Source organism: Collinsella sp. HCP3S3_E11, from assembly GCF_052067375.1.
In the GTDB taxonomy this organism is placed as follows: domain Bacteria; phylum Actinomycetota; class Coriobacteriia; order Coriobacteriales; family Coriobacteriaceae; genus Collinsella.
Genome location: NZ_JBQHQI010000001.1, coordinates 59,269 through 85,250, shown reverse-complemented (window position 1 = coordinate 85,250; position 25,982 = coordinate 59,269). Strand labels below are relative to the sequence as shown.

The window sequence follows — 25,982 nt, the reverse complement described above, 5'->3', positions numbered from 1 at the left end:
GTTTTGATGCAAAGACGGCGTCAACAAAAATGTGCAATTTGGCTTGAACATGCGCAGATGAAGTTCTTGGTTATGCGGCGGCTAGACATCGGGGGCTGGAGGGCCGCGTTGTACGGCGCGAAAAACGGGCCGATATCCGCTTGGACATCGGCCCGTATTGCGTCGCTTGAGAGGGGCGCCTCGGCGTGTCGCTTTTGCGCGGGGCGCTATGGTCCGGCAAGTATTGCTCGCGAATGGCGCCTCTGCTTGGCAATCTACTTGGCAAACAGGTTCTTGAGGTTGAACTCGGCCTGCACCGTCCGGAGCATGAGGTCGGTGTCGTCGAGGCCCAGGTGCTGCTCGTTGGCGTCGGGCGCGAGGGTGCCGCGACGGCGGGCCCAGTTCTCGAGCGCGGCGGGTGCGGACTCGCGGGGGAGCGAGCGCACGCCGGCGTCCAGGCTGCGGCAGATCTGGCGCGAGTCGATGACGATAATCTTGCCGGCTCGGCGCGCCTCGGCATAGCCGTCCAGATGGATCTTGAACCAGCTGTCCTCAAAGGCGGCGTTGTGCGCCATGTACGGGTATTTCTTCATGAGCTTGAGCAGCTGCTTTTGCAGCTCCTTGTTCTCGCGGAAGGGCGTTTTGCCGTCGATGTCGTCCCAGGTGATGTGATGGATATTCGACAGCGGCACATCTTCGCCGCGGTAGATATCGGGCAGGCCGCAATAGTGCGCCTCGGCGTCGTGCGGGACGGCGTCGCTGGTGAGCTCCATGATCTCCCAGCCCACGTTGATGATGTAGCCGCGCTCGGGTGCGCGGCCGGTGGTCTCGATGTCGATGCCGAGCACCGTGCCCTGGATGGGCTTGCGGGCGTACGCCACGCCGAGCGCATCGCGGTCGCCGCGGATCTCGCGCATGACGGACGCGGCGGTGCGCTTTTGCATCTTGCCGATGGCGGCGCAGGTATCGGCGTCGGACAGGCCGCGCGAAAGCGTCGCGGGCGTCACGTTGCGCAGGCGCGCCTCGCCAATCTGGTCGCATAGGTCGCGGTTGCGGTCGGCCAGGTCGCGCACGGTGGCAAAGTCGAAGCCAGGGTCGCCCTCGGCGGTAAAGTACTCGGTCTCGAGCACCTTGAGGGCCTCTTCGCCTTTTTGACGCTCGGACTCCATGGCGGCGTGATCGCCATAGATGAACATGGGGATAAACGGCTGGCGCTCGTATTCGAGTGCTTGCGAAACGTTCATATACTGCTCCTTGGACGGGCCGCGTCGTGCGGCTCGGGGTCATTGAGATGTGGCGAGATGATAGTTTACCACAGGCAACTATTGGCATCACGCCTAGGACAACTACAATACCCTAGTTGACCGCTAGGACTTTTACAATGCTGCCGAAAGACACGAAAGGTTCCATCCGTCATGGATTTGCTGATTGATATTTTGCTCGACGCCGGCAAGGACACGCTCTCGCTGGTGCCGTTCTTGTTGGTGACATATCTGGCCCTCGAGACGCTGGAGCATGTGGCGGGCGATCGCGTCAACGGCGCCATCAAGCGTGCCGGTGCCGCTGGCCCCGTGGTTGGCTCGTTGCTGGGCATGGTGCCGCAGTGTGGCTTTTCGGCGATGGCGGCAACGCTGTACGCCGGTCGCGTCGTGACGTTGGGCACCCTGGTGGCGGTGTTTCTCTCGACCTCCGACGAGATGCTGCCACTGCTACTTGCCGAGCAGGTTCCCGTGCAGACTATGGCGGTGCTTTTGGCTTCGAAGGCGCTGATCGCGCTGGTCACGGGCTTTATCGTAGATGCCGCCATTCGCGGTCTGCGTCGCAACGCCCGTGCTCATGCGGCGATCCGCCGTACCGTGTTGGGAACCGCTGCCAATCCGGCGCACGTTAACTGCGCGCATGACGATCACAGCGGCGGTGACATCATCGACGAGGTGGCCGAGGCGGGCGTGAGCGCCGACCACATCCATGAGCTGTGCGAGCGTGACCATTGCGGTTGTGATGAAGACGAGGACGAGCGTGACCACGGACATGGCCACGACCACGGACACGAGGGCGAGCACGAACACCACCACGGTCGCTCCCACTCACAGAAAGGCGCGCCTGTCCTGTCGATTATCCGCAGCGCGATTTCGCACACCGTACAGGTTTCGGTATTCATTTTCCTGGTGACGCTGATTCTGGTCGCCGTGCTCGAGACCTTTGGCGAGTCCGCAATCGAGCAGTTCCTGCGCGGCAACGAGACGCTCGCTGTCCTGGGTTCGGCGCTTGTCGGCCTCATTCCCAACTGCTCGGCGAGCGTGGTCATCACGCAGCTGTATCTGGAAGGCGCGCTGCAGCTGGCACCGATGCTCGCCGGCACGCTCATTTCTGCCGGCGTGGGTTACCTGGTGCTGTTCCGCACCAATCGCAGCGCTCGCGAAAACGCTGTGTTCCTGGTCATGATGTACGTCATCGGCGCGGGCTGGGGTCTTATCCTTTCCGCCTTTGGCCTCTAAGTAGATGTTTGAGGTATCCCGTAAAAACTGGGGCATGCCTCAAACATCTACCGCCATGACCGGCGTTGGATGCGCGCCAATCGCCAAAACAAAAAGGTAGATTTTTAGGCATGTCCCAAAAATCTACCTTGGTTAGCGCAGCAGGTCGGTGAGGTTGCGCTTAAAGCGGGCGCGGTCTTCGCTGGTGAAGGCTGCCGGTCCACGGGTGCGACCGCCGGCGCGGCGTACTTTCTTTTCTTCGTGACGAATAAACAGCTGCATATCGATGGTGGCTTTGTCGTACACGCGCCCGCGCACGCCGATGGCGGCGGCATCGCGACCGAGCACCATGCTCGCCAGGCCAATGTCCTGTGTCACGACCACATCGCCTGCCTGCAGACGCTCGATAATGGCAAAGTCGGCGCTATCGGCGCCTACGCTCACGTCGAGCGTTGTGACCCAAAAGCCACGTCGCGCGTGCTCGGCATCGCGCGGGTCGTCACGGCGAATGTGCCGCTCCAGGTTTTGCGTGCTGTTGCCGGCGACAACCACGGCAACACCCGCCCGTCGCGCGCAGTCGATCGACTCACGCGTGACCGGGCAGGCGTCGGCATCAATAAACAGCGTTCGCGGCATCTAGTGCACCAGCTTGCCAAAGCGGATAGCGCGAATAACTAGCGTCACGCCAAACACCAGGAGTGCAGCGCCGGTAAAGATGACGAGCATCTTTGCCGACCACAGCGGATAGATGAACACGAACACGCCGGCGATGATGGAGAGCGCGCCGCTCAGGATGGCGAGGGCGCGGTTGGAAGAAAGCTCGGACTCCAGAATCGACATGATGCCCTCGACAATCCAGCCAAAGCCGGCCACGACCACCACAAGCGTGCTGAGCGTCGCGGTCGAAAGCGCCTGGTTGCGCAGGATCACCACGCCGCCCAAGATGATGAGCAGGTTGGCGAGGATGCTCGTGACGCGCCAGCCGGCGGGCAGCAGCGGCTCAAAAATGGCGGTGAACAGCCTGACGCCAGCCGTGATCACAAAGTAGAAGCCCAGTACGGTCGTCAAAAAGACGAGGGTCTTAGCGGGTGCAAACAGCAGCGCGATGCCGGCGATGAGCGCGATGACACCCGTGGCGGCGTAGATCCAGCGCACGGCTTTAATCGCCTTGCCTGCCATGCTTTTCTCGTCAAATCCAAACAGACTCGATTGTTGGTCGTCATTTTTAAAGATGCCCATGAGGCCTCCTTTCCGTACGGCGTAAGCCGTGATCGTTACAACCAGTATCGCCTAAAGGAGCTGGCGTATGGGTCGGGGAGGGCGAAACGTAACCCAAAGGCCCCGATTTGTTTCCGTTGTTCCCCACGTTGCGATTTTCTATTCAACAGGTGTAGAACATTGCAGCTCTGTTCGTTATTGCCTGCGTTTTAGGTTAGATTTTCCTAAGAACAATTGGCTTTTTGGGGGTCCCTATGAACGAAGCAGTTCCCGCGGCGCCTTCGAGCGTCGAGTCGATGGCAAAGCAAGGTTGCGAAAAGCTTGGCCTGGATGCGTTTGATGCGCTGGTCCGTCGCGCCCGCACATGCCGCCGTTTTGACGAGTCCATGCGCGTGCCGCGCGAGTTTTTGCTCGAGCTGGCAGAGCTGGCGCACCTGGTCCCCTGTGGCGCCAATGCTCAGCGCTTGCGTTTTCATGTGGTGAGCGGTGCCGAGGACTGCGCTCGCGTGTTTGACGAGCTCGCATGGGCCGGGGCGCTCAAGGACTGGCCGGGTCCTGTCGAGGGCGAGCGTCCGACCGGCTACATTGCAATTCTTGCCGAGCGCACCGTTCCCGGCAAGTCCGCCGCGCCTATCACCGAGGTCGACACGGGCATCGCGGCTCAGACGATGATGCTCGCCGCGCGCAGCGCAACGCCCGAGGTGGCGGCTTGCATGTTCAAGGCCTTTACACCCCGCGCGATCGATGCGATGGGGCTCGATAACGACAAGTACGAGATCAAGCTGATCATGGCTTTTGGCGTGCCGGCCGAGACCCAGGTTATCGACGCGATCGATTCCAACCCCGAAGGTTCAATTAATTACTGGCGCGACGAGGCGCAGGTGCATCACGTGCCCAAGCGTCCGCTTGCCGACGTGCTGGTGTAGTTGCGTCGTTGCGGCGCGATCCGGCGGCAAACCACCACAAAGGTGCCTGTCCCCTTTGTGGTGGTGCGAGGGGAGGGCGTGTGTCCGATCTGTATTTGGTTCGGCATGGGCAGACCGAGCTTAACGTGCAGAACATTTTGCAGGGCTGGCAAGACTCGCCGCTCACGGAGCGCGGGCGCGAGCAGGCACTGGCGACGCGCGCGGCGTTTGAGGCGCGCGGCATCTCCTTTGACCACGCGTATTCGTCTCCGTTGGGTCGGGCGCGCCACACGGCCGAGCTGATCGTTGGCGAGGATCTTCCCATAGAGCCGGTCGATGATTTGCGCGAGTGGCGCCTGGGCACGCTGGAGGGCACATCAAATCGCGATATGCCGCCGCAGCCCTGGGGCGATTATCCGGTGGCCTTTGGTGGCGAGTCGGAAGGCGAGCTTCGGGCGCGCATGGTCGCGGCGCTGTCCCGTATTATGGCCCGACCGCAGCACGATCGTGTGCTTGCGGTCTCTCATGGCTCTGCCTGCCAGGAGTTTCTTAGATGCGTGACCGGCGGGGGAGAGCAGCCCGACAACGGTGCCGTGCTTCATTTTGGCTATTGCGACGGGGCGTTTTCGCTCCTTGATTGGTAACGAACGAAAGGACCCCTATGAACAAAGATCTGTATCTGGTCCGTCATGGACAGACAATATTCAACCTTAAACGCATTATTCAGGGATGGAGCGATTCGCCGCTCACGCAGTTGGGCTGCGAGCAGGCGGCGCGTGCCGGTATGTTCTTGCGTGCGCGTGGCGTTGAGCCCGATCACGCCTACACCTCGACGCTGCACCGCACCGAGCAGACTATCGCCAGCCTGTGGCCGGGCCTTGCCTACGAGCGTCTGGATGGCCTGCGCGAGTGGTTCTTTGGCGACTTTGAGGCCGAGCGCGTGATGCTGATGCCCGAGCGTCCGTGGCGTGACTTTTATCGTCAGTTTGGCGGGGAGGGCCAGATGCAGGTACGTGAGCGCATGGTGACGACGTTGACCGATCTTATGCGACGCCCGGACCATTCGTGCGTGCTCGCGGTGAGCCATGCCTCGGCCATCAAGGAGTTTTTGGATCACTCTAGGGGAGCGGCGGCCGACGAGCGCGAGCGCGTGCCGGGCAACTGCTCGGTTCTGCATTTTGCGTTTGACGACGAATCCGATACGTTTGAACTGGTCGAAGTCTTTACGCAGGAGGATTACGCGCGTGAGCTGGGGCTAGAGCCGCTCGTGGCGGCAGCGGGCCCGCAGCGTGGGTAGCGCGGGCGCGGCGATTCGGATCGCCGACATAATTGCTCGATGCGAAGGGGGCGGGGATGCATGCGCATGTATCCCCGCCCCTTGCTTGTTGAGCTGCCGAGTCTTTGTGCTGGGCGTTTAGGCCCCGTTAGAACCGTGAGATCTGGTGAGTGAGCAGACCCGTCGGAACCTGCGGCGCGCCGCCGCTGACCTGCGCGGCGGGGAACAGCACGGCCACGGTAAAGTTGAACGGCTCTTTGCCCGTGTAGGTGCCGGCTGCGCGGGCCTCATCGGCCAGCAGCTGCGCCGCCCCTGCCAGCGCGGCAGCGTAGGCGGGGTCGTCTACCGGCTCCGGCGCCGGTGCCTGATCGAGCATGGCTCGGATGGCGGCAACAGCGTCCTCGCGCTTGACTTCCCATACGCGATGCGTAATGCCGGTGGGGTCGGTGACGGCGTAGAGCGATGCGCCCTCTTTGGCGGCGCCAAGGATGATATCCATGACGGGCGAGGCTTCGTAGGCGAGCGACACGGGGCGCGGCTGAGCCTTGAGCTCGGCGATTGTACGGGCGGCTGCGGCCGCATCTGCGGAAGCTGCGTCGTCGCCCGTCAGTACGCCGACCGGGCAAATTGCCACAACGCCCGTCACGCGCCCTGGCTCTCCGGAGCATTCGTACACGTAATACGCCGCACCCGGATCCTTGAGCATGAGCCCATCGGCAATCGCACCGCGCAGGGCGTCGTTGCCACTCAGGATGTCGCCCATCTGCGGCAGCGCCTCGAGCACACGGTCCTGAGCTGGGCGGATGCAGGGAAACGGAAGAGCTTTCATGGACAGTCCTAACGCGCGAGTCGGTTTGTTCGCGGCTAATTATGCCCCAACTTGGCTATTCGCGCCCCAGAGCGTGTTGTCGGCGAGCGCGATCAGCACCCGCTGGCATCGAACGATGTCGGCGTGGGGCACATATTCGTTGGGCTTATGGGCGAGCGCCAACGAGCCGGGGCCATAGCTCATGCAGTTGCGGTTACCCGTCTTGCCGGCAATGACGGCAGTGTCGGTGTAGCCGGTAAAGAAGCCGACGGTCGCGTCCGCGCCTGTCACGTCATCGGCGGCACGCTTGAGCGCGGCTAGAAGGGGAGAGACCGGATCGCGCTCGATGGCGGGGCGGTCGCCTGTCACGGTATAGCTTCCATGGCAACCGGGGTCTGCGGCTTCGGCGTCGGCGATGGCCTGCTCTACCATGCGCGTCGCGGCGGCCGTATCGGTCGGCGGCGTCAGGCGCATATCGACCCAGACCTTGGCGCGGTCGGGCACGACATAGGGGCGATAGCCGCCCTCGATCTGTCCAAACGTGATGGTCGAAGCCCCCAGCTCATCATGTGCGGGCAGCGCCGCAAACGCGCGACGAAGCGAGCATACGGCCTCGGCCATGGCGGCGACGGCATCCGCTCCCTTCCAGGGCTGGCTCGCATGCGCCGTGACGCCGGTCATCTCGATCTCGAACCACGTGCGACCTTTGTGCGCCACCTGAATCTGTCCGTCGGTGGGCTCGGTGTCCAGCACCCATTCGCGCGAGCCGACCCAGCCGGCATCGATGGCGGCCTCGGAGCCGCGCATAAAGTCCTCTTCGTCGACCGAGCAAATAAGCGAGAAGCCGCGGTGGGGCAGCTCGCCCTTCGCCGCCACGCGCTCGAGCGTATGGACCAGTGCGGCAATGGCGCAGGCCAGACCGCCCTTCATGTCGCAGGCACCGCGGCCATAGAGTTTGTCGTTGCGCACGGTCGCCCCGAGTGGCGGTGTGTCCGCGTTCCAGCCATCTCCTAGGGTGACGGTATCCATATGGCAGATGTAGACCAGCCGCGGCTCGTCGCTCACACCCGGCACGGTGACCATAAGGTTGCAGCGCCCGGGGAGTACTTCGAGCTCTGCAACCTGCACGGCATCGAGCGCAGGACTATCAAGCTGCGCCAACTGCTGTTCAATGAGCCTCTTAATGAAGTGTTCGATCTCGCCTTCGTAGGCGCCCGGGTCCGAGCTATCAATCTTCACGAGCTCCTGCGTAAGCCGCCAGGCAAAGTTCTCATCAACCATATGCAACCTCACAATCAGTTTGCTTCAAAAACCGATTGTAAGCCACCTGGAAGATTCGCGACGTGTGCGTAGCAGTATTAACCGTTCGCAGGCCGAGCCATCGCGTTTGGCGTCCGGGCAGGCTCACAAACGACGCAATGGGTACGTATCCTTCATGGATGACATGCTGTGCGACATATCTGCCTTTCGGTATCACCGGATACCTCCGCAGGTCTTGGCAATAATGCCGGACCTGCCCGATTCTGCGGACGATCCGCGCAGGGAGCATCTTTGTGAGCACCCGCTTGTCAAGCATTTCCTGGGCACTCCGCTACACGTGTTGGCGCAGGGCGTCTGCGGGCGCAAGGGCGGTCGAATTGTCAGGCATGTCTGGAACGGGGAGAGGCCGTTTGGCTCCGTGCGACAGACAGAGTTTGGCCTTGATGTTGCGTCCCCGCTCTTTACCCTGCTGACCCTGGCTTCCTCGGTCTCAAATGAGCGCCTGATCATGTGCATGTATGAGATGTGCGGCACCTTTGCCGTGTGCAAGATTGCGCCTCAGGTAAAGTCGGCACTTGAGCAGGCATATGGGAGCCGGTGGGGTGACGCACGGTTGGGCTGGGAAAACGTAAAGGATGCCTCGGGGAATCCAACGGACCTGTGGAAGCGACCGCCCTTGATTGAGCTCTCTGAACTAACCGAGTACGTCGATAAGATCCAGGGGCTCCGCGGTGCTAAATCGTTCACGCGTGCCGCGAAATGCATTACGGGGGTTGTGGCATCGCCGCTCGAGGTCCAGGCTTCGATGCTGTTTGGCCTTACGAGGTTGCGCGGCGGCGAAGGGCTGCGCCTTACCAATAACGTTGAGATTCGCATGACGCGCAGCGCCCGCCTGATTTCGGGGCTTGATAGGCGCTACGCCGATATCCTGCTGTCAAATAAGGACGGCAGCAGAGAGTGCCTGGTTGAATGTCAAGGTAAAGCCATTCATGGATCCATAGAATCCAAGATCTCGGACTCCGATCGAACGACGGCCCTTCAAGCGATGGGATATCCTGTCGTTCTGATGACCTATGGTCAGCTGGTCGACTCCGATGCCTTCCGCGTGGTGATGGAACTCATCATGTCCTATCTCGATGTGCCGTTGAAAGACAAGACGCCGCGGCAGCAGGAGCTCGAACGGCGGCTTCGTGAGGAGATTTTTATCGATTGGGCGGGAATGTAGCCGTGCGGGTGGAAAACGGTCGCGTGAGCTAGGGTTTGGTTACGAAAAGGCTTCAGTTGCTCTTTGAAATAGGCTTTAAAAACGCTACCCAGAACAAGTTATTTCGGAAAATGGACAGTCAACTTAAATTTGGCATATAAAGATCGATTTTTACCTACTAAAACCACTGATAAAGCTGTTTATCAGAGTAGGTGCGCTCAGTGATTTGGGCATGACTGTCGATTATCCGAAATAACTTGTTCTGGGTAGCACTTTTCCAGCCGTCGGGAACAACGAAATTCGCCCCCATTTCGTTAAAACGGGGGCGAATAGACTTCGTGGCTTGTCTGGCAGGCTTGGCGCCGACGCTACTTGATCACGCGTACGCGATACATCGACGGAATCTGCTTGAGCGCCTCGATGGTGCTGCTGTCCAGGTGCTCGTCGGTGTCGAACATGGTGTAGGCGTTCTCGCCGGCGGACTCGTTGGTCATACGCTGCACGTTGGCGTTGTCCTTGGCCAGGATGGCCGTGATCTGGCCGATCATGTTGGGCACGTTGGCGTGCAGGCAGGCAATGCGGCTTGCGGCGCGCGCCTTGCCCATGCTGCAGGCGGGGTAGTTGACGCTGTGCGCGATGTTGCCGTTCTCCAGGTAGTCCTTGAGCTCGCTGATGGCCATATCGGCGCAATTGGCCTCGGCCTCGCCGGTGCCGGCGCCCGAGTGCGTGGTGATAAACGTATTGGGCATCTTGACCGTCTTGGGCGTGGCAAAGTCGCAGCTAAACCAGCTCAGCTTGCCCGCGCGCAGGGCTGCGTCGACGGCGTCCTCGTCAATGATGGTCTCGCGCGCATAGTTGATGAGCACGGCGCCCGGGGCCAGCAGGTCGATCTGCTCGGTACTGATCATGCCGATGGTGTCGGCCTTGCTGGGCACGTGCACGGTGAGGTAGTCGCAGCCGCGGCAGAGGTCCTCGAGCGTGCCCACGCGCTGCACCTCGCGGCTCAGCACCCATGCGTGCTCGACGGAAATGAACGGATCGTAGCCGTAGACGTCCATGCCCAGATCGACGCAGGCGTTGGCGACCTTGGAGCCCACGTTGCCCAGACCGATGACGCCGATGCGCTTGCCCTTGAGCTCGCGGCCCACAAAGGCCTTCTTGGCCTTCTCGGCATCGACCTGAATCTCGGGGTCGTCGGCGTTGTCGCGCACCCAGTTCATCGACTGCACCACGCCGCGGCTCGAGAGCACCAGCATGCCCAGGACGAGCTCCTTGACGGCGTTGCTGTTGGCACCGGGGGAGTTAAAGACGACGACGCCCTTCTTGGCGTACTCCTCGACGGGGATGTTGTTGACGCCGGCGCCGCAGCGGGCGATGGCGCGGATGCCCTCGGGCAGCTCGTAGCCGTGCAGGTCGGTGGAGCGCATCAGGATGGCGTCGGCCTCCTCGGCGGTGCCCACAAACTCGTAGCCCTCGCCAAACTCGACCTTGCCGTTTTTGGTTATGTCGTCGATGGTTTTGATCTTGCGCATGAAAAACTCCTTAGCGGGTTTGTTTATAACAAGTGGTTTGAAGTGGCTGGTCGGCCCGCGGGTTGCGGGCTAGTTAGATCGCGGACTCAAACTATGCTGCGCTTCGAAGTCCTTCATGTACGAGGCCAGTGCCTGCACGTCTTCCATGGTTACGGCGTTGTAGACGCTGGCGCGCATGCCGCCCACCAGGCGATGGCCCTTGACGTTTTGAATCTGGTGCTCGGTCGCGCCTGCGACAAAGGCCGCGTCGAGCTCGGCATCGCCGGTGCGGAAGGTGACGTTGGCGATGGAGCGGCTGCCGGCCTGCGTGGTGCCGTGGAACAGCTCGCTGTGCTCGAGCAGGTCATAGAGCAGGTTGGCCTTGGCCCAGTTGCGCTCGGCCATGGCGGCTAGTCCGCCGGTTTGCTCCACCCAGCGGAATACCTTGCCGCATACGTAGATGCCAAAGGTGTTGGGCGTGTTGAGCATGGAGCCCTTGGCGGCCTGGGTTTTAAGGTCCAGGTACTGCGGCGTCTGCGCAAAGGCGGGGCCATCTGCGATGAGGTCGTCGCGCACGATAACCACGGTCACGCCCGCGGCGCCGGCGTTTTTCTGCGCGCCGGCGTAAATGAGCCCGTAGCGCTCAACGTCGAGCGGCTGCGACAGAAAGCAGCTCGAGACATCGGCGACCAGCGGCACATCGCCGCAAGCGGGCAGCTCGTGGTACATGGTGCCAAAGATGGTGTTGTTCTGGCAGATGTAGACGTAGTCGAGCCCGTCGCCCGCGGCCTCGGCGGCAATGCGCGCGTTGATATTGGCCATGGTGGGAATGCGGTCGAAATTGGTGTCCTCGGAGCTTGCGAGCAGCACGGCCTCGCCGTACTTGGCGGCCTCCTTGTACGCCTTGTTGGCGAAGTTGCCGGTCACGACGTAGCCGGCGCGGCCGCGGCGCATGAGGTTCATGGGGATGCCCGCAAACTGCAGCGTGGCGCCGCCCTGCAAAAACAGGACACGGTAGTTGTCGGGGATGCTCAGCAGGCGGCGCAGGGTTGTCTCGGCGTCGTCGATAATCTGCTGGTACATGCTAGATCGATGGCTCATCTCGAGCACGGACATGCCGCAACCGCGGTAGTCCATCATCTCGTCGGCGATCTCGGCGAGCACGCTTGTAGGCAGCGCGGCCGGGCCAGCTGAGAAGTTGTGCACACGTGCCATCTTCTAGTTCCCCTCGTAGTCGTTTGAACGTTCGGGATACTTTAGCACAGTGGAGCGCCCGGCGCGACCGCATCACGGTAAAACTCGACTGCGCCGCTATGATTTACAGGATGGTTACATGGGGGAGAGGTGACCTTACCTGATGGCTCGCATCCGATCTGCCTCTGCTTTTGCTTGTTTCCAAGGACGCATGCGGCCGTTGACGAGGTCATCGTAGCCGCGGGCGATGGAGTGCTGGACTCGTGCCCGCTCGTCGCTCGAGTTGATCTTTTCTGGGCGGCGCCTTGATTTGTCGGGGAATGCGGGCAGTTCGTTCATGAAACAGCCTTTCAAAAAAGAAAATGCCGGGGGGATCCCCCGGCCCTTGACTGCCCTCCATAGCGGAAAGCAGCTCTTTTATACCATGCTGTGGTTGTCTAGCTCAAGTATAAAACACGAAAATATGTTCGTGTGTTTAACATTTGAGTAACGCCTTAGATTTGCGACGTCTGTCCTGCGTCTAAATCACCGGGATATACCGCGACAAATACTCCTTGAGTGCGGGGTCGCACACATAGAGATACGTTCCCAGCATGCCACGCGTCATGAGGACATAGTAGGCGTTGACGATAATCTTCCGTAGCTCATCTTCGCTCGCCTTTTTCTTTGCGACAGCATCTTTGAAGTTCGCTTTGTTAACGCAGACGGCTCCTTTATCGGTGTCGTAGTAAATGTCTGGCCCCAGAATGACGAATCCGTAATTGAGGTCGTAGCCCTGCACCGTGTGGATGCATCCAACCTCGTTGACGGCGTTGGCAGAATTAACCCAATCCTTTTGGGTTGAGTTCCAACGTTTGGGAATGCCCTCGATGACGATGTCGAAAGCGTCTTTGTGTTTCTTCGTTTCCCACTTCCACGCAAAACCTGCCGTCATGCGGGATAGACCAACTTCTTCTTCCTTGGCTTGCTGCAGGGAACAGAAATCCTCAAATCGGTCGACGATTCCAAACTGGTATCTGGGGATATCGCTGTCCGGATCCCCGGCTCGCGAATCGTAAGGCTCCGATGAAAAGAGTTCGTTGAACTTCATGCCGGTATGCATAAACGCCTTGTTGTTGAGTAAGTCATAGACAAAATCGAGGTATTCGTCACCACCGCGTACGCGCATTTGTGTGCTTAGGCTGAACTCTTCAGTTTCAATGCCTGCTTCTTCGAGCTGATTGAGTCGCTGCTCAAGGCCGTCTCGATTGAGTCCGGATGCGCGAACCTGCTGTTTGGGGTCGTAGAACAGGTACGCCTTGTCACAGCATTTGAATATCCAGTCAACCTGGTTGCTCGTATGCGGAAGGTCGAGGCGATCGCAGGTGTTGTAAAAAGCCCCAATGCCGGAGCCCATGCTTAGATAATTACCTAGTCGATGTGCTTCGTCGACAAGCAGGATGTCATACCGATCGTTTTTGGTTACGTCACTGGGGCTCAAGATATCGCCAGGCTTTAGCCCTGGAAGGAAGTGCGTGAGTTTCCTGAGGGTCTTCTTCAGAGAATCCATGGGGGTGACAAAACCGACTCGCAGGCCGGAAAGGTTGGGCTCATTTTTGATTTTGAACATGAGACTGATGGCGAGGATTGTTTTACCTGTTCCCGGCGCGCCATTCACGACGGTTATACGTTCTCTTTTTGAGCCGCCATGTTTTGTGTCTTCATGCTCCTGTTCGAGACGTTTATAAATCGTCTCGATCGTTTCGTATTGGTCGGGCGTAAGCGTCTTGAAAGGCGAGAACTTGAACAGATCGGAGTTCTCGAGCTCTTCAATCGGATGAATCGCGTAGTTTTCTTCGCGAAGCTTTGTCCAGAGGTCTCGGAACTTCTGGCGATATTGAGGCCGCTCAAAATAATCGAATTGGGCATAGCCGTTGTTGGCATTGGTGACCTGGTATTTTTCGTCGGCACAGAACAGTTCGATGAGCCTGTTTTCAAACTCAAATGTCGCTGATTGATTGAATGTAGGGTTGTCGATCAGAAGTGTTCGATCGAAATCCTTGTCCACGTTTGCAGCGTGTTGTTTCATACGGCGCTGGTAGTTGGTTGTTTGGCCGATGTATGCCGTCTTGTTACTGCTGTTGGTAAGAATGTAAAGGACGGGCCAACTCTCGTCATGATGGGCTCCAGGCTTTGGCGTTCCAAAGTCCTGAAGTGATTCGCTTGTCTCAAAGGGCTGGGGCAGGGGAAGCGTGTATTGCCGAAGGGCGAACTCATTACTCATGATGGTCCGCCTTTCTGTATTCGTTAGATGATGCGTCGACGGGATAGCGCTCGCCATTGCGCTTGAGCTTGGACGAAAGCGCCGCTGCCAGGTCGATTTCATTTAAATCTGCGAAACGCAGAAGGAAAAGGAGCGTGTCGGCGACTTCGTCTTCGATGACTTGGCGCTGCTCGGTCTCTTCGAACATTTCTGCAATGCGCTCGTCGCTCATAAAACGAAAGAGCTGAAGGAGCTCGGAGGACTCAGTCGCCATGCCGATGGCAAGCTCTTTTGGCGTGTGATATTTGCGCCAGTCGCGTGCATCACAAAAGTCCCTGACTTGTTCCGTCATGACATCGAGTTTATCCATCGTCTGCAACCCCCCTGATGTTCATTGTTTTATTATGGCCGTATCTGGGATTTATTGCACATCATTTGGAACGTACGGTTTGTTCGGTCGCGATTGTCCGGTGGGAGGTTTCACCATGAAGATCGAAGTTGATGTGGACCAACTGCGCGAGAGCCTGTTCGATCGCGCTGGGAGCGCGGCAGGCGTGGGCTTTCCTGCTGCCATGCTCGACGTGATGGATATCGAGGATGAGTCCCCTCAAGAGCTCCTAGCCCGAGCCGAACGCGAAGGCTTCGACCTCCGCGACTTTGCCGTCGACGATGACTAGGAATGTGACAAGGGTAGCTAATTTGAGGCGGAGCGTCTGCACCCGCAGCTGCGCGAACATACAAGATAAGCCGTCGCAATGGAGTCTAATGAGGTCGCGACCGTTCTATTATGACTGGACGCTGGCTAAGTGAGTAGGCTTTATTGGAAATCCTGAGCACACGACCAATTTGCTTCAACAAACCCGCAGGTCACAGACTTATGCTTTGGTGACGTGGTCGGCGATTCGGCAAAAGTCTACTCACTTAGTTTTGAGAGGCGCTAATTGTCCGCAACGAGACCCCAGCCGGGGCGATTGGTGCTCAAATGTAGCCAATTCGGGATGGCTGTCCCTTGCCGCTACGACGCCAGGGTGGCGATGACGGCTTTGTCGCCGGCGTATATATGGGTGTTGCCGTCGGGGATGATGGTTTGGCCATCGCGCTTGAGCATCACGACGATAAACGGGTGCTTGCCTTGCGGCACGTCGCGCAGGCGCAGTCCTGCCAGGCGACCGTGGGGTGTCACGGTGACCTCGCGCAGCGTAACCTCGGCACGCTCTTCAAACGTCGGCGCGGCCATAACCAGAAGGTCTCCTTCTTCAATTACGGTATCGCCGTTGGGCAGCACCGGGTGTGCACCGTCGCGCAGTACCAGGGCTACGAGCATGTCCGTGGCACTGCCGATGTCCGCGAGCGAGCGACCGGCAAACGGATGGCCCGCGCCCACCTTGAGCTTGACGAACGACATGCCGTCCTCGTCGCGGTAATCGTTAAAGGTGCGGCGCACGTCGCCGGCCGCATCGATCATGTCGAGCTTCTTTGCCACCGCAGGCAGCAGCGAGCCCTGCACCACAATGCTCGCCACGGCAATCACAAACACCAGGTCAAACAGGTCGTGACCGCCGGGAACGCCGGCCACCACGGCAAAGAGGCTAAACACGACCGAAGCCGCACCGCGCAGGCCCGCCCAGCTTACGAGTGCGACCTGGCGAGGATTGGACTTAAAGGGCGCCAGCAGCAGACCGACGGCGATGGGGCGGCTCACGAAGAGCATAAACGCCATGAGTGCCAGGCCCGGTAGCAGCATTTGCGGCAGGCGCGCGGGCGTCACGAGCAGCCCGAGCAAAAAGAAGATGGTCATTTCGGCCATCTCGGTGAGGGTGTCAAAGAAGTGCGCCAGCTCGACCTTACCGGTGATGTCGCTCGCACCCAGCACAATGCCGGCAAGGTACACGGCTAAAAAGCCGTTGCCGCCCAGATAGCTCGGCAGCGCGTAGGCGACGATCGCCACGGCGAACAAAAAGATAGTCTGCGCGCCCTCGGCCGTTGTGTGTGCGCGCTCGATCAAGCGGCCAGATGCCCAGCCGATGACAAGGCCCAGGCCCACACCCAGGATGATCTGCTTGGCCAGCAGCACGGGGATGTTGATGTCCCCGCCGGCCGCAAGGGTTGCAAGCACAGCGGTGAGCATGTAAGCGACGGGGTCGTTGGAGCCCGATTCGACCTCGAGCAGCGAGTCAGTGCCACCTCTCAGCGACAGACTGTGCTCGCGCAGCACGCTAAAGACGCTCGCTGCGTCGGTCGACGCCACGACCGAGCCCAGCAGCAGGCCGCCGATCCAGTCGAAGCCCAGTGCGAAGTGCGCAAAGGCGCCGGTGATGCCGGCGGTAATGACGACGCCGAGCGTGCTCAGCAGCACCGCGGGCACGGCGACAGGTTTGGCGCGGTCGATATTGGTGTTAAAGCCGCCGTAGAACATGATGAACAGCAGCGCCGTGCTGCAGACGGTTTCGGTGAGCGCATAGTCGCTAAAGTCAATGTGCGCCGGCCCGTTGACGCCCAGCAGCATGCCGAGCGCGATAAAGATGAGCAGGGTGGGGAAGGGGAGCTTTTTGCCGACGGGTTTGATGGTCAGGCACAAAATGATGACGAGGCCTATAAAGAGAAGGATCTGGTTCATGGATAGTGTCCGCTCCTGGGAGGTTGGCGTGGCACGGTCAGTTATCTGCGGTTATTTGTACCCAAAGATGGTGGGTTTATGGGAACGGATTGCGGGCGTGCGCATTTTCGACACGAGGCTGCGGCGTGTGCGAAGCTGGCCGGGAATCAGCTGCCGGCGGTGCACCGTGAACTGCGCGCGCGGGCGTGCGGCTGCTAACGACCGTTGGCGACGCGTGGCCCTTCCCAGCTTTATTGCAACGGAGTACAATGGGTAACGTTTAAGTTCAACTTGAAGTTTTAGTTGTGGCTCCGGGCTTCGGCCGTAATGCAGGGAAAGGCGTTCCATGGCGATCTATGTGACATCCGATGCTCACGGGCACGTGCGCGCGCTGGACGAGGCCCTGTCCAAGATTTCGCTGACGTCCGAAGATACGTTGTACGTGCTGGGCGACATGATCGATCGCGGTCCCGATCCGGTCGGTGTCATCAACTTGGTGCGCTCGCTGCCCAACGCTCGCGTGCTTAAGGGCAACCACGAGCAGATTATGCTCGACGCGATCATTGGCCAGGACCCGCTCGATGCCGAGACCTGGGATATCAACGGCGGTTGGACCACGCGCCAACAGCTCAACGAAATGGAGTTTGAGGCATACGAGGAGCTGGTGCGCTGGGCTGCCGCCCTGCCGCTCTATGCGGTGGCAGAGACTGCCGAGCGACCGTATCTGCTGGTGCACGCCGGCATTCAGACCGAGGCGGCGCGCGCGTTTTTGCTTGAGCATGGTGTCGATTGCGGTGACGGCAGGGGAGCGGTCGATGCCGATAGCGAGCTGCTGCAGCAAATGCTCGCCGTGCAGTCGTCCGATGACTTGCTCTGGATTCGCCATGGCTATTGGGATGCCCCGACGGGGCTGCTGTCTGCCGAGGGCAAGGGTCCGGTCGTGGTGAGCGGTCACACGCCCACGGTGTCGCTCGGGCGTTATTGCGAGGTTGGCGGCCTGGCAGGGCTCGATGAGGAGTCGGGCCGCGGGCAGATTGTGCGCCTGGGCGGCGAGGATACCGCCGGCGTTCCCGACCGCATCGACATCGACTGTGCCGCCGCCACCGGCTCCGAGTTCGGCCGCGTAGGCATTCTGCGCCTGGACGATGGGGCGGAGTTCTATGCAAACATTCTCCCTGGCGAGTAATCGGTGCAAAGGGTAGCTAATTTGGGACGGGGCTTTTTTGACTACTTTTGCCCTTCTGCCCATCAAATGATTTTTCTGGGACGTGGATTACATAATCATTTGGATGCCCGCTGGCTAAGTGAGTAGACTTTTTTGGAAATGCCGAGCACCCAACATATTTGCCTCAATAAAACCGCAGGTCACAGACTTGTGCTTTGTCGGTGTGGTCGGGGATTCGGTAAAAGTCTACTCACTTAGTTTTGCGTGATGCATATTGTCCGCAACAAGACCCCAGCCCGGGTAATTCCATCGCAAATTCCGGTGGCCGAGGCATCTAATTAGACACCGTACGGGTTGCGGGCTCGTTCTATACGCTGGCGAATGTGGGCGTACTCGACAATCAACAGCACCAGCAGTAGGGCCATGATAGCCAGGTAGCTCACGACGGCACCCATTAGCCCCAGTAGGTTGATGAGGATCATCGGGAGCACCACGCTCACGGCAAAGCAGATCAGGTAGATCTTGGTGACATCGCCGGCGTGGCGCAGCACTGTGATAATGGCGTAGATAAAATCGATGGCTGCGGTGATGCCGCCGGCGACGACCATCAGCAGCGCCAATGTGCGGTAGCGCTCAAAGTTGAGGCCGTACATAAAGCTCATAAGGGGAATGCCGGGGCCTGCCATAAACGCGGCGCATGCGCCAGTGATAGCCACGATCAGTGCCATGACGGCGACAATAATTAAGTCAAAGCGGCGACGCTTGCGCGGGTTAGCCCAAATGCTCGACAAACGCAAGAGCTGCGGTTTATAGATAAAACCAATGCTCAGCAAAATGGCCTGCGCCGGAAAGAACAGGGCATTAAAATACAGCTGATATTTGTAGGCCAGCGTGCCTTCCATCACAAATTTGGGCATACTCTCGATAAGGTTGAACAAAAAGAGCGCGCCAAAGAGCGGGGCGCACTGCGCAAAAAGGCGGCCGACTTCGCGTATGCTCACGCGACGCGATTTTTCGGTCTCGAGTAGGGCGAGCGGGGCGGTGACCAGCACAAGCGAGGCGATCGCTGTAACACCCATGGCCATGGCCGCGATGGGCATGCTGCGCGTGAGGAACAGTGCCGCGCTAAAGACCGCGATGACGCCGGCGGAACGCAGCGTTTGGCTCATGCCGGCTAGGTAGAGCTTGTCGGCCTGCTGCAGGCGGCCCTCGTACACGTCGGCGATGCCGTCGATCACCTTATAGAGGTAGACGCCCAGGCCGATCGTCGCCATGTGCGCGTCGTAGCCGCGGGCGCTGCTGTACATGAGGCCGCAGCCTAGGGCGAGAGCTCCGCAAAGCCAGCGGTTGAGCTGGTAGGAGGCAAAGGACGTCTTCTCGTCGATGTCCGAGACCTGAAAATTGCGCACGCCGTAGTTGCACGCGATCATGATGAGCGTGCCGGTGACAAAGGCGATGGAGAACTTGCCGGCTTCCTCGGCGCCCACGAGTTGCGTGGACACGATAGTGAGCAGCGGAAACGCCATGCCCCACACGGCGGTGCCGAGGGTATTCCAAAGGTAGTCGCGGCGGGTGGCGTGCTCCTCGTATTCGGCTTCTTGCGTGGAGAAACCGCCGCCGTAGACGGCGCCGAGCAGGCGGTTCCACCAGGCGTTGACCATACGGCGGACAGGACCGGGCTCGCGATCGCGCTCGTGCCGACGACGCGTGGCTTGGCCGCTATTTGGCCCGCCGGCGTTGCGCTGACTCAGCTCCTGGATACGCGCGAGCTCCTCGGCGGTGTGCGATGCGGGGAACAGGCCGTTCTCGATGCGTCCGCCCTGTTCGTGCGCCCCGCCCGATACAGCGGGGTTGGCGATGCCGTTGCGGCGGGCGATGGCGCGGCGGATGCTATCGAGGGGCGAGATGCTCAAGGCGGGTCCTTTCTATTGCTGCGTTCTAGTATAGACGCGACGGTGTCACACATGTTTTTGAACGGATTGTTCAATATTTTCGGGGGGCGGCAGTAAATTGTCGGTGAGCGTGCGGTATCCTGTTGAAGTTATGTGATACCACGATGCCGCCCGCGCGGCACCAAGGAGCTTCTACCTATGGACGTCGCCGCATTCTTGCTGGCTCTTGTGCCGATCATTTGGCTTGTCGTGATGCTGCTGTGCTTTAAATGGCCAGCTTGGAAAGCCGCCATCGGATCGTTTGTCCTTTCGTGCGTGCTTGCCTTCGCATGGTGGCACCTGCCGACAGCGCAGATCGCGACCGCCTCGCTCGAAGGCTTTTTGATGGCCCTGTGGCCCATCGTTTTGGTAATCATCGCCGCGGTGTTCACGTATAACCTGTGCGTTCGCACGGGCGCCATGGACGTGATCGGCAGCATGATCACCTCCATCAGCAGCGATCGCCGTCTGCTGGCGCTGCTTGTGGCCTGGTGCTTTGGTGGCTTTATGGAGGGCATGGCCGGTTTTGGCACCGCCGTCGCTATTCCCGCCGGCATGCTCGCGGGCCTGGGCTTTGAGGCTGTGCCCGCCGTGCTCATCTGTCTGCTGGCCAACGGCGTGCCCACGCCCTACGGCTCCATTGGCATTCCCACGGTGTCCGTTGCCGGTCTGGTGGGCCTGGATCCGCTACATTTGGCGACCGTTCAGATGGTGCAGCTGGCGCCTTTCTTTGTGTTTATGCCGCTGTTTATCGTGCTGGTTGCGGGTCGTGTCGCCGATGACCAGGGTAATGTTGCGGGCGTTGCCGAGCGCCTGAACGGCGTGGCGGGCATCGCCGTGCTCTCCGGCGTGTCCTTTGCCGGTGCGGCTCTTGTCGTTGCTATGTTTGTGGGTCCCGAGCTTGCCGTCGTCGTCGGTTCCATCGTTTCGCTCGCGCTGACAGCTGCGCTTGCCATGCGTGCCGAGAAGTCGGGGCATCTGGACGCACGCTTCCACATGAATATCGAGGCCGGCGAGCAGCTCACCGCTAAGTCGGCGCTTTCGGCTTGGTCGTGCTTCATCCTGATCTTTGTGCTGCTGTTGGGAACGTCTAACCTGGTGCCTGCCGTGCATGCTGCGCTCGCACCGTTTGCGAGCCAGGTGCAGGTGTATTGCGGCGAGAACCCCGGCACGCTCACGTTTTCGTGGATCAACACGCCGGGCGTCTGGATTTTCCTGGCGGCGTTTGTCGGCGGCGCCATTCAGGGTGCTTCGCCGCGCATGATGGGCAAGGTGCTGGCCGCGACCGTCAAGCAGATGATGCCGACGGTCATTACCATGCTTTCGGTTCTGGGCTGTGCCAAGGTTATGGGCTATGCGGGCATGATCTCTTCGATCAGTGCGTTTTGCATTGCGGTCGCCGGTGGCCTGTACCCGATTCTGGCTCCGTGGATCGGCGCGGTCGGTGCGTTCGTGACCGGTTCGGGCACGTCTTCTGGCATGCTGTTTGGTCCCATCCAGAGCCAGGCTGCCACCGCGCTGGGCGTGAGCGACTACTGGATGGTCGCGCTGAACGCGCTTGGCGTCGCTGCCGGCAAGATGATCTCGCCGCAGACGCTCGCTATTGGTCTTGCCGCCGTGCACGTGCGCGGCAAGGATGCCGAGCTCCTGGGCGCGGTCCTGCCCTACGCCGCCGGCATGCTGATCCTCATGAGCGCCATCGCCATGCTCGGCCAAGGCTTGCCGCTATAGTTGGCACTTAGGGACGCTCCTTTTGTGCCGGCATCCGGGGACACTCCTTGAATGTTGCCTGTTCAAGAGTGTCCCCAACGACTCGTCGTTTGAGAACGTCCCCAATGACTACCCAATGACTAGGCCGCTTGCCTGCGATTTTTGACCGTTGGGCGGGCTTGCCGCCCTTGCCACAAAAACGTTTTTGCATATCGGGTACAACGGGCTTTACGTGAGTAAAGTGCGCGCCGCGCCCGCGTGACGCGCTTTTAAAGGAGGCCCCATGCCTGGTGTTACCCCTGCAGAAGTTCTGTCCAACTTTGGTATTACGCTGGTCGAAGATCCCGCCGAGAATCAGCCGCGTCTGCTGGTCGATCTACCTGCTGCGGAGCTCGTCGAGCACGCCATCCGCCGTGAAGAGGGCCGCATGGCATCCAACGGCGCGCTGGTAATCGAGACGGGGGAGCGCACCGGCCGTTCTCCCAACGACCGCTTTATCGTTGACACCCCCGATGTTCACGATAAGATCGCCTGGGGCGCCGTCAACCGCCCGCTTTCGATTGAGAGCTACGAGGCCATCAAGGCCGGCATCGTCGACTATCTCAACGAGCGCGATGTGTTCGTCACCCGCGGCATGGCGGGTGCCGACCGCAACCACACGCGTCGCCTGCTCGTTGCCTGCGAGCGCGCGAGCCAGGCGCTCTTCATTAAGCAGATGCTCGCCCGTCCGCTTGCTCGCGAAATTGCGCGCACCGGCGAGCCGGACTTTTGCGTGCTCGCGGCACCCGGGTACCAGTGCGACCCCGCCATCAAGGGCCTCAACTCCAGCGCCGCCGTGGTCATCAACTTCCAGGAGCGCGTGATTCTGGTTGCCGGCACCGGCTACTCCGGTGAGATTAAAAAGTCCATCTTCAGCGTCATGAATTACCTGCTGCCCGTCGAGGACGATGTGCTGCCCATGCATTGCTCGGCCAGCATGGATCCCGTCACGCACGAGACCGCCGTGTTCTTTGGCCTGTCCGGCACCGGCAAGACCACGCTTTCGGCCAATCCCACGCGCCTGCTGATCGGCGACGACGAGCACGGTTGGTCCGACATGGGCATCTTCAACATCGAGGGCGGCTGCTACGCCAAGTGCGAGGGCTTGGACGAGTTTCACGAGCCCGAGATTTTCAATGCCGTTCGCTTTGGCGCGATCTGCGAAAACGTGGTGCTCGACGAGAACCGCAAGCCCAACTACGATGACGTCTCGATCACGCACAACACGCGCGTTGCCTATCCCGTCGAGCATATCCCCAACGCGTGGACCAAGGGCATGGGCACCACCCCGAGCGTCGTGCTGTTTTTGACCTGCGATGCCTTTGGCGTGCTGCCGCCTATCTCGCGCCTGACGGCCGATGCCGCCATGTATCACTTTGTGACGGGTTTCACCGCAAAGATCCCCGGTACCGAGGTCGGCGTCACCGAGCCCACGCCTACGTTCTCCTCGCTGTTCGGAGAGCCGTTTATGCCGCTCGATCCCATGGTCTATGCCAAGATGCTCGGCGAGCGTATCGCCGACGGCCGCACCCGCGTCTATCTGCTCAACACCGGCTGGATTGGCGGCGGTTATGGCGTGGGCCATCGTATCGAGCTTGCCTACACGCGCGCCCTGGTCGCACGCGCCCTCGACGGTACCATCGAGGACAGCGAGTTCTTGCACGACGATATCTTTAATGTCGACATTCCCACCACGTGCCACGGTGTGCCGGACGGCATCCTGGTGCCGCGCCAGTACTGGCAGAGCACAGCGCGCTACGACGAGGCCGCGCACAACCTGGCGGTGATGTTCGAGGAGAACTTCGAGAAGAAGTACTCGCACCTGCCCGAGTCCGTCAAGGCCGCCGGCCCGCACGCTCAGGTGTCCGCCGAGGCCCGTCATCGCGGCCGCGGCCTACTGGGACTCCGCCACTAGCGTCGCCTCGAGTCCATATCCACCACAAAGAGGCAGGCGCCTTTGTGGTAGTTTTGCTCGTGTGGATGACTCGGGTTACAATACGCCTGACATATCGTCCCCTTCTCCGGATGGGGACAGCGTAAGCGCTCTTGTGACGGCACCGTAGGACTTTGAAGGTGGCCGCTGTGAGGGCGCTTTTTGTTTAGGCGCTCGCGTTGGCGCGAATTGCGAAAGGAGCACGTATGAAGAGCTTTATTGCCGAGGATTCATTTTGGGAGCTATTTCCACAGGCGGCGGTCGGCGTCGTGGTCGTAAAGGGCATGAAGCCCGCGGTTCAGATTCCCCAGGAGGACGTGGACGCGATTGCGGCGCTGCTCGATCGCGCCAATATCGATGCGGAGCGCCACCTGACAAGCGATACCATCAGCGAGAACGCGCCGGTCAAGGCATGGCGCGAGGCCTATCGCCTGTTCAAGACCAAAAAGGGCGCGCGTTGCTCAATCGAGAACCTGCTCAAGCGCGTGCTCAAGGGCAAACCGGTCGGTCATATCACACCGGCGGTGGATATTTACAACACGGTGTCGCTGACCTACGCGCTGCCCGTGGGAGGCGAGGATTTGCACGCGATTGAGGGAGACCTTCGCTTGAAGGTGACCGACGGTGGCGATGCGTTCCTGCCGCTTGGCGAGGAGGCGGATGACCCGACGCTGCCCGGCGAGCTCGCCTACATCGATGATGCGGGTGCCGTGTGCCGCTGCTGGAACTGGCGCGACGGCGTTCGAACGGCTCTGTCCGACGATTCTGCCGATGCGTTCCTGGCGATTGAGTGTGTTGAGACCGAGCGAATGGGGGACTGTCAGGCCGCGATCGATCGCTTAGCCGAGCTGCTTGAGCGCTATCTGGGAGCGACGGTTGTCGTCAAGACGCTTGTGACCCGCGATAACCCGCGCGTGGAACTCTAGCTCGGGCCAAACCACCACACAAACCACCACAAAGGTGCTATCCCCTTTGTGGTGGTTTTTATGTTGATGAGTTAACAATTGGGATATTTGGGTACGGGGGTTCGGGCATGCGGCTAAGATGTTTACCCGTTAGCATCATGCAAGCGAAAGGCGGTCGTCTCCCATGCAGCAGAACGACGAGACACGTTTTGAGGATTTTGTCGGACTGATCAGCGGGCTCTACAAGGAGATCCAGCGCATTAAGGCATCTGAGGGCGCAAGGCTGGGCCTTAAGGGTTCCGATATCATGTGCCTGTACTATCTTGAGCGCAGCAAGGACGGCCTGACTGGTGCCGATCTCGCCCGCATGGCAGGCGTGACCCGCGCTGCCGTCTCGCGCACGCTGGCGCATCTGGAAGAGGGCGGCTACGTCGAGGTCGACGATTCGGGCGATGCCGCCGTTAAGTATCGCGCCCCGGTTCGCCTGACCACGTTGGGCGGCGAGAGCATGAATGAGGCCGATCGCATTATTCGCGAGGTGCTCGACGCCACCGGCAAGGCCATGGGCGTGGAGCAGCGCGAGCAGATGTACGCGTCGCTGCGTACGATTCTCGACACCCTGCGCGAGCTGTAGGGCAGCCTAGGCATTTGCTTCCCATTAACAACTGCATCGTCCCGTTTGAGCGCGTATACCGTGCCGGGGCATTGCTGTCAAAATTCCCTGCGCGGGACCTGCGCAAGAAAGGATTCGCTATGTCCGTCCGCATTATTACCGATTCCGCAAGCGATATGTCGCCGGCGGAGCACCCGGCACTGGCTGTTTTGCCACTGTCCGTTACCTTTGGCACCGATGTGTACATGGATGGCGTCGACATCGATCACCAGCGCTTTTACGAGATGCTCGTGGAGCGCGATGAGCTGCCCAAGACCGGTCAGGTCAACCCGTACGCGTTTTCGCAGGCTATCGCCGAGGTTCGTGAAGCCGGCGATGAGGCCGTGATTATTACCGTGGGCGCTAAGCTTTCCGGCACCAATCAGAGTGCCCGTACCGCACTTGCCGAGGCACCGGGCGGCGATGTGTTCGTGGTAGACAGCAACAACGTCACCCTGGGCGAGCGCGTGCTGGTCGAGTATGCCCTGCGCTTGGTGGACGAGGGCCGTAGCGCGGCCCAGATCGCGGCGGCGGTCGAGGCCGTGCGCGACCGCGTGGTGGTTATCGGCCTGCTCGAGACGCTGGAGTACCTGGTGCGCGGCGGTCGCCTGTCTGCTGCGGCCGGCGCCGTGGGTACGCTGCTCAACGTAAAGCCCGTGGTGGCTGCCGAGGACGGTCTGATCGTGCAGCTGGGCAAGGCGCGCGGTTCCAAGAACGGTCGCAACCTGCTGAACCAAAAGGTCGAACAGGCGGGCGGCGTCGACTTTTCCATGCCGCTGGCGCTCGGCTATACGGGCCTTTCGGATGCGGTGCTCAGGAAGTATATCGAGGACAGCGCCGCGCTGTGGGCTGGCCACACCGAGGGCGAGTTGCCCGTTCACACCATCGGCGCCACCATCGGCACCCATGTAGGCCCCGGTGCCGTAGCCGTAGCCTTCTTCCAGCCTGCCAACTAACCGACCTGCCAAAAAGGGACA

Annotated in this window: 24 protein-coding genes; 12 read left to right on the top strand and 12 right to left on the bottom strand. The window is 60.4% G+C overall.

Features of this window, described 5'->3' with window-relative positions; translation table 11 throughout:
- Positions 1–254: 254 nt before the first annotated feature.
- A complete protein-coding gene (locus ACTM86_RS00380) occupies positions 255–1,223 on the bottom strand; it encodes a 3'-5' exonuclease (protein WP_441014842.1) in 969 nt (322 codons plus the stop codon).
- Positions 1,224–1,394: 171 nt separating this feature from the next.
- Between ACTM86_RS00380 and ACTM86_RS00375 the strand changes: the two genes are divergently transcribed.
- Positions 1,395–2,477, top strand: coding sequence for a putative manganese transporter (locus ACTM86_RS00375; protein WP_441014840.1), 1,083 nt, complete (start codon positions 1,395–1,397; stop codon positions 2,475–2,477).
- Positions 2,478–2,609: 132 nt separating this feature from the next.
- Here the strand turns inward: ACTM86_RS00375 and ACTM86_RS00370 are convergent, their stop codons facing one another.
- Both ACTM86_RS00370 and ACTM86_RS00365 read right to left on the bottom strand, forming a co-directional pair.
- Positions 2,610–3,092, bottom strand: coding sequence for a YaiI/YqxD family protein (locus ACTM86_RS00370; RefSeq protein ID WP_154515742.1), 483 nt, complete (start codon positions 3,090–3,092; stop codon positions 2,610–2,612).
- A complete protein-coding gene (locus ACTM86_RS00365; protein ID WP_118099399.1) occupies positions 3,093–3,695 on the bottom strand; it encodes an HdeD family acid-resistance protein in 603 nt (200 codons plus the stop codon).
- Between the two features lie 233 nt (positions 3,696–3,928).
- Between ACTM86_RS00365 and ACTM86_RS00360 the strand changes: the two genes are divergently transcribed.
- The 3 genes from ACTM86_RS00360 to ACTM86_RS00350 all read left to right on the top strand — a co-directional run bounded on the left by ACTM86_RS00360 (position 3,929) and on the right by ACTM86_RS00350 (position 5,876).
- The gene (locus ACTM86_RS00360; RefSeq protein WP_441014838.1) at positions 3,929–4,600 is read left to right on the top strand and encodes a nitroreductase family protein; all 672 of its coding nucleotides are present in this window, start codon (positions 3,929–3,931) and stop codon (positions 4,598–4,600) included.
- Positions 4,601–4,680: 80 nt separating this feature from the next.
- Positions 4,681–5,223 carry a histidine phosphatase family protein gene (locus ACTM86_RS00355; protein ID WP_427747436.1) on the top strand — a complete coding sequence of 181 codons (543 nt, stop codon included), beginning with the start codon at positions 4,681–4,683 and terminating at the stop codon, positions 5,221–5,223.
- Between the two features lie 17 nt (positions 5,224–5,240).
- Complete coding sequence (locus ACTM86_RS00350; RefSeq protein ID WP_441014836.1) at positions 5,241–5,876, top strand: histidine phosphatase family protein; 636 nt, start codon at positions 5,241–5,243, stop codon at positions 5,874–5,876.
- Positions 5,877–6,003: 127 nt separating this feature from the next.
- Here the strand turns inward: ACTM86_RS00350 and ACTM86_RS00345 are convergent, their stop codons facing one another.
- Together ACTM86_RS00345 and ACTM86_RS00340 are read right to left on the bottom strand one after the other, a co-directional pair.
- On the bottom strand, positions 6,004–6,684 hold the full coding sequence (locus ACTM86_RS00345) for a DUF1015 family protein (protein WP_441014834.1): 681 nt from the start codon (positions 6,682–6,684) through the stop codon (positions 6,004–6,006).
- Positions 6,685–6,723: 39 nt separating this feature from the next.
- On the bottom strand, positions 6,724–7,944 hold the full coding sequence (locus tag ACTM86_RS00340; protein ID WP_441014832.1) for a M20 family metallopeptidase: 1,221 nt from the start codon (positions 7,942–7,944) through the stop codon (positions 6,724–6,726).
- A gap of 397 nt (positions 7,945–8,341) precedes the next feature.
- Here ACTM86_RS00340 and ACTM86_RS00335 point away from each other — a divergent pair, with 397 nt between their 5' ends.
- Positions 8,342–9,148, top strand: a complete 807-nt coding sequence (locus ACTM86_RS00335; RefSeq protein WP_441014830.1) for a hypothetical protein — start codon at positions 8,342–8,344, stop codon at positions 9,146–9,148.
- A gap of 347 nt (positions 9,149–9,495) precedes the next feature.
- Here ACTM86_RS00335 and ACTM86_RS00330 read toward each other — a convergent pair whose 3' ends face one another.
- From ACTM86_RS00330 to ACTM86_RS00310, 5 genes are all read right to left on the bottom strand, one after another.
- A complete protein-coding gene (locus ACTM86_RS00330) occupies positions 9,496–10,659 on the bottom strand; it encodes a phosphoglycerate dehydrogenase (protein WP_441014828.1) in 1,164 nt (387 codons plus the stop codon).
- A 69-nt stretch (positions 10,660–10,728) separates the two neighbouring features.
- Positions 10,729–11,853, bottom strand: coding sequence for a 3-phosphoserine/phosphohydroxythreonine transaminase (serC, locus tag ACTM86_RS00325; protein WP_441014826.1), 1,125 nt, complete (start codon positions 11,851–11,853; stop codon positions 10,729–10,731).
- A gap of 135 nt (positions 11,854–11,988) precedes the next feature.
- Positions 11,989–12,171, bottom strand: a complete 183-nt coding sequence (locus ACTM86_RS00320; RefSeq protein ID WP_441014824.1) for a hypothetical protein — start codon at positions 12,169–12,171, stop codon at positions 11,989–11,991.
- 181 nt (positions 12,172–12,352) lie between these two features.
- Positions 12,353–14,095 carry a DNA/RNA helicase domain-containing protein gene (locus ACTM86_RS00315; protein WP_441014822.1) on the bottom strand — a complete coding sequence of 581 codons (1,743 nt, stop codon included), beginning with the start codon at positions 14,093–14,095 and terminating at the stop codon, positions 12,353–12,355.
- Positions 14,088–14,444 carry a nucleotide pyrophosphohydrolase gene (locus ACTM86_RS00310; RefSeq protein ID WP_441014820.1) on the bottom strand — a complete coding sequence of 119 codons (357 nt, stop codon included), beginning with the start codon at positions 14,442–14,444 and terminating at the stop codon, positions 14,088–14,090. Before ACTM86_RS00310 ends, ACTM86_RS00315 begins: the two co-directional genes overlap by 8 nt.
- 115 nt (positions 14,445–14,559) lie before the next feature.
- On the opposite strand from ACTM86_RS00310, the gene ACTM86_RS00305 reads away from it, so the two are divergent.
- Positions 14,560–14,751 carry a hypothetical protein gene (locus ACTM86_RS00305; RefSeq protein WP_441014818.1) on the top strand — a complete coding sequence of 64 codons (192 nt, stop codon included), beginning with the start codon at positions 14,560–14,562 and terminating at the stop codon, positions 14,749–14,751.
- Between the two features lie 338 nt (positions 14,752–15,089).
- Here ACTM86_RS00305 and ACTM86_RS00300 read toward each other — a convergent pair whose 3' ends face one another.
- Positions 15,090–16,691 carry a potassium/proton antiporter gene (locus ACTM86_RS00300; RefSeq protein WP_441014816.1) on the bottom strand — a complete coding sequence of 534 codons (1,602 nt, stop codon included), beginning with the start codon at positions 16,689–16,691 and terminating at the stop codon, positions 15,090–15,092.
- A gap of 325 nt (positions 16,692–17,016) precedes the next feature.
- Here ACTM86_RS00300 and ACTM86_RS00295 point away from each other — a divergent pair, with 325 nt between their 5' ends.
- Positions 17,017–17,856, top strand: a complete 840-nt coding sequence (locus tag ACTM86_RS00295) for a metallophosphoesterase (RefSeq protein ID WP_441014814.1) — start codon at positions 17,017–17,019, stop codon at positions 17,854–17,856.
- A gap of 317 nt (positions 17,857–18,173) precedes the next feature.
- On the opposite strand, the gene ACTM86_RS00290 is transcribed toward ACTM86_RS00295, so the two are convergent.
- Positions 18,174–19,748, bottom strand: coding sequence for a lipopolysaccharide biosynthesis protein (locus ACTM86_RS00290; protein ID WP_441014812.1), 1,575 nt, complete (start codon positions 19,746–19,748; stop codon positions 18,174–18,176).
- Positions 19,749–19,925: 177 nt separating this feature from the next.
- On the opposite strand from ACTM86_RS00290, the gene ACTM86_RS00285 reads away from it, so the two are divergent.
- The 5 genes from ACTM86_RS00285 (at position 19,926) to ACTM86_RS00265 (ending at position 25,961) form a co-directional block, all read left to right on the top strand.
- On the top strand, positions 19,926–21,497 hold the full coding sequence (locus ACTM86_RS00285; RefSeq protein WP_441014810.1) for an L-lactate permease: 1,572 nt from the start codon (positions 19,926–19,928) through the stop codon (positions 21,495–21,497).
- A 262-nt stretch (positions 21,498–21,759) separates the two neighbouring features.
- Positions 21,760–23,430, top strand: coding sequence for a phosphoenolpyruvate carboxykinase (ATP) (gene pckA, locus ACTM86_RS00280; RefSeq protein ID WP_427719537.1), 1,671 nt, complete (start codon positions 21,760–21,762; stop codon positions 23,428–23,430).
- A gap of 224 nt (positions 23,431–23,654) precedes the next feature.
- Complete coding sequence (locus ACTM86_RS00275) at positions 23,655–24,374, top strand: B3/B4 domain-containing protein (RefSeq protein ID WP_441014808.1); 720 nt, start codon at positions 23,655–23,657, stop codon at positions 24,372–24,374.
- A gap of 163 nt (positions 24,375–24,537) precedes the next feature.
- Positions 24,538–24,987 (top strand): MarR family winged helix-turn-helix transcriptional regulator, encoded by a 450-nt coding sequence (locus tag ACTM86_RS00270; protein ID WP_154515655.1) that lies wholly within the window; start codon positions 24,538–24,540, stop codon positions 24,985–24,987.
- Positions 24,988–25,106: 119 nt separating this feature from the next.
- Positions 25,107–25,961: a DegV family protein gene (locus tag ACTM86_RS00265; protein WP_441014806.1), complete on the top strand. Its 855-nt coding sequence runs from the start codon at positions 25,107–25,109 to the stop codon at positions 25,959–25,961.
- Positions 25,962–25,982: the final 21 nt, after the last annotated feature.

Bases quoted from the DNA above. Each gene is read 5' to 3' on its own strand.
- pckA (WP_427719537.1), top strand. From the start codon at position 21,760: ATGCCTGGTGTTACCCCTGCAGAAGTTCTGTCCAACTTTGGTATTACG.
- ACTM86_RS00270 (WP_154515655.1), top strand. From the start codon at position 24,538: ATGCAGCAGAACGACGAGACACGTTTTGAGGATTTTGTCGGACTGATC.
- ACTM86_RS00365 (WP_118099399.1), bottom strand. From the start codon at position 3,695: ATGGGCATCTTTAAAAATGACGACCAACAATCGAGTCTGTTTGGATTT.
- ACTM86_RS00315 (WP_441014822.1), bottom strand. From the start codon at position 14,095: ATGAGTAATGAGTTCGCCCTTCGGCAATACACGCTTCCCCTGCCCCAG.
- ACTM86_RS00360 (WP_441014838.1), top strand. From the start codon at position 3,929: ATGAACGAAGCAGTTCCCGCGGCGCCTTCGAGCGTCGAGTCGATGGCA.
- ACTM86_RS00265 (WP_441014806.1), top strand. From the start codon at position 25,107: ATGTCCGTCCGCATTATTACCGATTCCGCAAGCGATATGTCGCCGGCG.
- ACTM86_RS00380 (WP_441014842.1), bottom strand. From the start codon at position 1,223: ATGAACGTTTCGCAAGCACTCGAATACGAGCGCCAGCCGTTTATCCCC.
- ACTM86_RS00305 (WP_441014818.1), top strand. From the start codon at position 14,560: ATGAAGATCGAAGTTGATGTGGACCAACTGCGCGAGAGCCTGTTCGAT.
- ACTM86_RS00300 (WP_441014816.1), bottom strand. From the start codon at position 16,691: ATGAACCAGATCCTTCTCTTTATAGGCCTCGTCATCATTTTGTGCCTG.
- ACTM86_RS00310 (WP_441014820.1), bottom strand. From the start codon at position 14,444: ATGGATAAACTCGATGTCATGACGGAACAAGTCAGGGACTTTTGTGAT.
- ACTM86_RS00330 (WP_441014828.1), bottom strand. From the start codon at position 10,659: ATGCGCAAGATCAAAACCATCGACGACATAACCAAAAACGGCAAGGTC.
- ACTM86_RS00285 (WP_441014810.1), top strand. From the start codon at position 19,926: ATGGACGTCGCCGCATTCTTGCTGGCTCTTGTGCCGATCATTTGGCTT.
- ACTM86_RS00350 (WP_441014836.1), top strand. From the start codon at position 5,241: ATGAACAAAGATCTGTATCTGGTCCGTCATGGACAGACAATATTCAAC.
- ACTM86_RS00345 (WP_441014834.1), bottom strand. From the start codon at position 6,684: ATGAAAGCTCTTCCGTTTCCCTGCATCCGCCCAGCTCAGGACCGTGTG.
- ACTM86_RS00275 (WP_441014808.1), top strand. From the start codon at position 23,655: ATGAAGAGCTTTATTGCCGAGGATTCATTTTGGGAGCTATTTCCACAG.
- ACTM86_RS00320 (WP_441014824.1), bottom strand. From the start codon at position 12,171: ATGAACGAACTGCCCGCATTCCCCGACAAATCAAGGCGCCGCCCAGAA.
- ACTM86_RS00370 (WP_154515742.1), bottom strand. From the start codon at position 3,092: ATGCCGCGAACGCTGTTTATTGATGCCGACGCCTGCCCGGTCACGCGT.
- serC (WP_441014826.1), bottom strand. From the start codon at position 11,853: ATGGCACGTGTGCACAACTTCTCAGCTGGCCCGGCCGCGCTGCCTACA.
- ACTM86_RS00375 (WP_441014840.1), top strand. From the start codon at position 1,395: ATGGATTTGCTGATTGATATTTTGCTCGACGCCGGCAAGGACACGCTC.
- ACTM86_RS00340 (WP_441014832.1), bottom strand. From the start codon at position 7,944: ATGGTTGATGAGAACTTTGCCTGGCGGCTTACGCAGGAGCTCGTGAAG.
- ACTM86_RS00295 (WP_441014814.1), top strand. From the start codon at position 17,017: ATGGCGATCTATGTGACATCCGATGCTCACGGGCACGTGCGCGCGCTG.